This window comes from Methanosarcina sp. A14, from assembly GCF_001729375.1.
Classification (GTDB): domain Archaea; phylum Halobacteriota; class Methanosarcinia; order Methanosarcinales; family Methanosarcinaceae; genus Methanosarcina; species Methanosarcina barkeri.
In genome coordinates, this window is record NZ_LZPK01000225.1 from 1 (window position 1) to 5,939 (window position 5,939).

Here is a 5,939-nt window from a genome sequence, read left to right on the forward strand (position 1 = left end):
CAATACTAAATTTTGGAAATCACTCCAAAAACGATAGCAAGAAAATTATTCATTTTAAGAGGACATCTGCGGAAAGACAGCTATATGAAACGTATATTCGACAGGTCAACATCAATTACAGTAAAATATCTTTTCCAGATCGGGTGGAGATAAGTTTAGTCCAGTGTAGCCGGGATAATACATTCTTTAATCAATTTCCACCTATCAAGAGGATTAATAATGAATTCTGATGCAATTGCTATGACCAGGTCTTTTTCTGGAATACAACAAATAACATTACCACCGTCTCCCAGTGCTAAATATGCAAAAACCCCGTCCTCTTCGCGTAACCACCACAAATAACCGTATTTATTGAGGTTCATAGCTGTTGATTCGTCAATCCATGTCCCGGAAATAATCTGATTATTGTCCCAAATTCCATGGTTAAGATATAGAAAACCGAAACGTGCCATGTCACGGGGAGTCAGCTTAAGTCCCCATCCTCCCGTAGAGTTACCGTTTGGGTCTTTAACCCATCCTTTCACATTTTTCCCGAATAAATCCTCAAACCCAAACGCTTTCATTTCATGATCCGGGATTTCTTTCATGCCAATGGGTTTAAATAAGCGTTCATTGGCAAACTCACGGGCACTTTTTCCTGTGCTACGAGTAATGATAGTTAAAGCAGGTGCGCCCCTGCAGTGGAATACTTAAAAGTTCCAATACTTCCCTTTTGGCCCAGCATATCCAGAATATACTTTACCCAGTCAGGCTGCATACACATCCTGTCCAGCGGTTCGTGCCAGTCCTCAAATAGATAAGGGGCCGTCATAGTGAGAAGATGGCGTATGGTAATTTCTCGTTTCTGTAAATCAGCAGAATCGGGAGCGTACTCAGGGAAAAAATCCAGCACCTTCTGGTCTACATTTTCAATATATCTTGCATCTATGGCAATACCAATAAGAGCAGATATTATGCTTTTCGTTACAGATGCCACATGGTGTGTATCATCCGGGCCATAACCATTAAAGTATCTTTCATAAACGATATATCCATTTTTCACAACAACAATACCATTTATATTGCTGTACTCGGATTTTATCATAGGTTCAAGCTCTGAAAGCTTTTCTGAATCCATTCTCAAGGTTCCCGAGTCTACAGCTTTCCATTTTGTAGTTGGCCAGTAGTTTCTTTGCATTATAGACACTTCCCCAAAGACATAATATAGTGCTTTTGTTCTTAACTCTCATTTAAGCTTTTTAATACATTTATATCACTAATAAAGAGATTAATAGCTCCATATGTCGAAAATATAGCCAAATAATAGTAATTTAGTATATAAAACTCCTTAAAAAGGTTTAAATTCTTTATATTTCACGTTTTTTTGGTTAATCTTCTTATTAAACCAATTAAGATCAGGATCTATACCCGTACATTTGACTGGGAATATGAAATCAAAAACACCTAATACCTCCAAAAATAGTTTTTATTTAGAATTTTTGTTCAATGTGATAACCAGAGACTTCACAAGTGCTCACCAAAAAAAGAAGTACAATACTCCTAGATAAATTTTACGATTTTAAATTGGATTAAATAGAGTTTTAAATTAAAATTATACGTATTTTTTGAAAAAAGGATATAATACATAATATTTTTTGGAATAAAGTATTAATTTATTTTTAATTTCAAATTAGAATTTAAGTTTCTGAAACGTTTTTTTATTTTGTTTAGCTAGAGTTGAGAAAAATTACAGTTTTTTATAGCCTTTTCAGTTTGTAGAATACTCATAGATCGAGAGAGACTGGAAGGATTAGAATTTGGTTTTAGACCTTCAAGATTATAGAGATCTTCCCAACGATCTTTGACTCTCTTGAAGAGGACATACTCATTAACATAATCAATTGACATAGCATAGAGTTCTTCACAATGTTCCGGGAAATTACCCACAAGAAGAGGGTTTTGAGCTCTGCCATCATATTAGAAAATAAAAATGGTATAATTCACTTTTCACCAAATGTCATTATGTACCCAAATTACTTTAATATGTTTCAAAAACGCTATCAAGATAAAATATTTATTTTCAAAAAAATACTGCGAAATGTTGGATCCAGAGCTGCCAGTGGGATGAGTTTATATAGAAGTACAAACATGTAAAATGCAATTTTAATTGCAGAGCTATTTCAAACTCATACTAATGGAGGATTAAATCATGGCAGGACAGCCAATATTTATTTTAAAAGAAGGAAGTAAGCGAACCAGAGGCAGGGATGCCCAGAATAATAATATCATGGCTGCAAAGGCAGTAGCAGAAGCAGTCAGAACAACCCTTGGTCCCAAGGGCATGGACAAAATGCTTGTGGACTCCATGGGCGATGTGGTTATTACAAACGACGGGGCAACCATCCTCAAAGAAATGGACATCGAACATCCCGCAGCAAAGATGGTAGTAGAAGTAGCCAAGACCCAGGATGAGGAAGTCGGAGACGGCACTACCAGTGCAGCTGTAGTCGCAGGCCAGCTCTTAAGTAAAGCTGAGGATTTAATCGAGCAGGAAATTCACCCGACAATTATCGCAGCAGGGTACAGGCTTGCAGCCGAAAAAGCCGTAGAAGTCCTGGACTCCCTTGCAATGACAGTAGAACTGTCCAACCGTGACCTGCTGGTCAGCATTGCTGAAACTGCAATGACTGGAAAAGGTGCAGAGTCCTCCAAAAAACTCCTCTCAGAGATCGCCGTAGATGCTGTAACAAGCGTTGTAGACTCAAACGGAAAGAATACTGTTGACAAAGACAACATCAATGTTGTTAAGAAAGTCGGCGGTAAGGTAGAGGATTCCGAGCTTATCCGTGGTATGATCATTGATAAGGAAAGAATCCACCCCAACATGCCTGAAAAAGTTAAGGACGCAAAAATCATTCTTCTCAACAGCGCAATCGAACTGAAGGACACCGAAGTAGATGCGGAAATCTCCATAACCTCCCCTGACCAGCTCCAGTCCTTCCTTGATCAGGAAGAGCAGATGCTCAAGAAGATCGTCCAGAAGGTTATCAGCAGCGGAGCAAATGTTGTCTTCTGCCAGAAGGGAATTGAAGAACTTGCCCAGCACTACCTTGCAAAAGCAGGTATCTTTGCTGTCCGTAGAGTTAAGAAGAGCGACATGGAAAAACTCGCAAGAGCAACAGGCGGCAAACTCATCACAAACATGGATGAAATCACTCCTGAAGACCTCGGATATGCAGCACTCGTTGAAGAGAAAAAGGTTGGCGGAGACAGCATGACTTTTGTCACAGGCTGCGACAACCCGAAAGCTGTAACAATCCTGCTGCGCGGCGGTACAGAGCATGTTGTTGACAGTATTGACAGTGCTCTTGAAGATGCCCTGCGTGTGGTCGGAGTTGCAATCGAAGATGAGAAGCTCGTTGCAGGCGGCGGTTCCCCTGAAGTTGAGGTTGCACTCAGACTCCAGGAATACGCAGCAACCCTCGAAGGTAGAGAACAACTTGCAGTTAAAGCCTATGCTGAAGCTCTTGAGATTATTCCAAGAACTCTTGCAGAAAACGCAGGCCTAGATCCAATCGACATGCTCATGGAGCTGCGTTCACAGCACGAAAAAGGTGTAAAGACCGCAGGACTCAATGTTTACGAAGGCAAAGTCGTTGACATGTGGAAAAACTTCGTAGTTGAGCCTCTCAGAGTCAAGACCCAGGTTATCAATGCAGCTACTGAGTCTGCAGTTATGATTCTCAGGATCGACGACGTCATAGCTTCTACCCGTGCAGCAGGCCCTGAAGAAGGCGGAATGCCTCCAGGAGCAATGGGCGGAATGCCAGGCGGAATGCCAGGCGGAATGCCTCCAGGAATGATGTAATCCGGAAAGGTAACAAAATCATTTTGGGACAAACAGGGAAAGGCACGGTTTTCAAGCCATGCCTTCCTTTTAGCCCTTAAAAATTGAAGTCTGAAAAACTCTCTTCCGGCCTCTCACCGGAAATTGATGTGAATCTCCAAGTAACTCTCCTTTTTTCAGGCTTTTTTCAGGCTTTAGAAGGTTATTTGGGTTGTTTTCAGGTTTTTCAATTTTGAAACGTATAGCTCCTTATCTGGCTTTACAGGACTTTTTACTTACTTCTTTTCAAGGCAATTAAGAACATCTTCAGCTCTGAATTTTGTATTTATAATTCTCGTCCTGCCTCTCTGGCCCTTGCCGGTAAAGTCCGCATCTATGTAGTTAAGTACCTGGAGCTTGTTGACAATTCCATAAAAACGAGTATATCCAAGCTGAGTTAATTCGTGGAAGGATTTGTAAAGTTCACCTGCATGGACTTCTCCTTTTTTTGCTATTAGCTCAAGCAGGTGTTTTTCAGGATCTGAAAGGAGGCTTATACCCCTGCACAAATGAAGCAGTTTGGACGCTTCGTAAGTTTTTTCCACATCTTCAGAAGAGATTGTGCGGCTTCCCCTGCGTTCGGCATTAAAACCGGAACGTTTTAGAAGGTCAATTCCAACTCTGAGGTCCCCTGTCCTTTCTACATACGATACTACGAGTTCAAGTAATTCATCAGAAATCACTTTAGGATAAAAGCCGTATTTTACCCGGTCTTTGAGAATATCAAGAATTTCGACATTTTCGTATCTCGGGAAAGGAATGTCTTCAGGCAGGAATACCGAATTCACCCTGGAATCCAGGCAATAGAGGTCCGAAGCATCATTTACGATTCCAATTATCCCTATCTTTGTTCCGGGGTACTGCTCATGTGCCCTTAAAAGCGAGTACATCACCTCATTGGCATGCCCTTCATAGCAGAGATAATTGAGGTCATCCAGAGCAACAAGCAGAACTTTCTCCGAAGAAACTAGAAAATTAACTACGGCTTCAAAGATTTTCCTGAAAGCAACTCCTGAGTTGGGAGGAGAGATTCCAAAAAGCTTCCTGTAAATCCTGGACATTACTGCAAAACGTGTGGAATCAATCTGACAGTTAACTTTGACAGTAACGACACCGGTTGCATGAGCTTCAACTTCCCCGAATACCTTCATAACTGCACTGGTCTTTCCTGTTCCGGGAGGACCTACAAGCAAACAATTCAAAGGCCGCATACCGCGCAGGGCTGGCTTGAGCGCAAATCTGAGCCCATTTAATTGTGACTCCCTGTGAGGGAAATATTCAGGGAGATAGTCAGGCTCAAGCACAGACGGGTCCTTAAATAGGGTCTCATCCCAGAATAGTATGTCTTTACCTGTCAAGAGAAGTTACTCCATAGGTTGTTAATCGGTTATTATCAATAATATTGAAAGTCGGGCTGTAAAAGTATTTCTGGCTGGAGCCGAGCTTAATGGGTTACAGGGGTAGAAATAAGGTGATTCCGCATTTCTAATCGAATAATCTCTACTGATTTTGAATTTAATGGTCTCTATGCATCAACCTATAACATTCGGGTCAGATATTACATGAATGGACTTCAATTAATAAGAGAGTTTTAGATTTATCATTAGTAAATTAAATTCCCAGAGAGCTAGATTTTTATAAATATTTCAGCCATTTTTTCTAAATTTTTAGTAGATATGCTTTACTGCATTTAGCTTTTTTGAATTTTCACTCAATTCCTTCCATTACAAAACAAGAGTCAGTAGTACAATCCAGGCATATAGAGTATGCAAAAGACCGCTTCACAAACTGTTTTATTTAGTGAATTAAGCCATTGATGCTCCTCTATTAATTAGTTGATATTTAAAAAGACCTGTAGTTTAGGGCTCTATAGAAATTCTGTTGCTGGAGGAATCTCAAACACCTGTGATTCAAGACGTGAGTTGGATCTCAATTATTGAATCTGATCTGTTTTTGTCTACTTAAATTCAATCCAATCTGTTTCTGTCTATTTTATTAGGATTTCTACAGAGCCAAAATACAGTTGTTTTCTATACTTTCCCCCAACTTTCTTTCTTTTTCTTTTCTTTTCTTT

Annotated in this window: 4 protein-coding genes; 1 reads left to right on the forward strand and 3 read right to left on the reverse strand. The window is 40.1% G+C overall.

The features are described from left to right. Positions 1–155: 155 nt before the first annotated feature. Both A9239_RS19925 and A9239_RS19930 read right to left on the reverse strand, forming a co-directional pair. On the reverse strand, positions 156–656 hold the full coding sequence (locus tag A9239_RS19925) for a serine hydrolase (RefSeq protein ID WP_218104600.1): 501 nt from the start codon (positions 654–656) through the stop codon (positions 156–158). Between the two features lie 2 nt (positions 657–658). Further along, positions 659–1,177 carry a serine hydrolase gene (locus A9239_RS19930; protein ID WP_218104599.1) on the reverse strand — a complete coding sequence of 173 codons (519 nt, stop codon included), beginning with the start codon at positions 1,175–1,177 and terminating at the stop codon, positions 659–661. A 1,011-nt stretch (positions 1,178–2,188) separates the two neighbouring features. Between A9239_RS19930 and thsB the strand changes: the two genes are divergently transcribed. Further along, the gene (gene thsB, locus A9239_RS11085) at positions 2,189–3,847 is read left to right on the forward strand and encodes a thermosome subunit beta (protein ID WP_048122520.1); all 1,659 of its coding nucleotides are present in this window, start codon (positions 2,189–2,191) and stop codon (positions 3,845–3,847) included. 254 nt (positions 3,848–4,101) lie between these two features. Here the strand turns inward: thsB and A9239_RS11090 are convergent, their stop codons facing one another. Continuing rightward, the gene (locus A9239_RS11090) at positions 4,102–5,223 is read right to left on the reverse strand and encodes an ORC1-type DNA replication protein (protein ID WP_048122522.1); all 1,122 of its coding nucleotides are present in this window, start codon (positions 5,221–5,223) and stop codon (positions 4,102–4,104) included. Positions 5,224–5,939 lie beyond the last annotated feature (716 nt).

Bases quoted from the DNA above. Each gene is read 5' to 3' on its own strand.
- A9239_RS19930 (WP_218104599.1), bottom strand. From the start codon at position 1,177: ATGCAAAGAAACTACTGGCCAACTACAAAATGGAAAGCTGTAGACTCG.
- thsB (WP_048122520.1), top strand. From the start codon at position 2,189: ATGGCAGGACAGCCAATATTTATTTTAAAAGAAGGAAGTAAGCGAACC.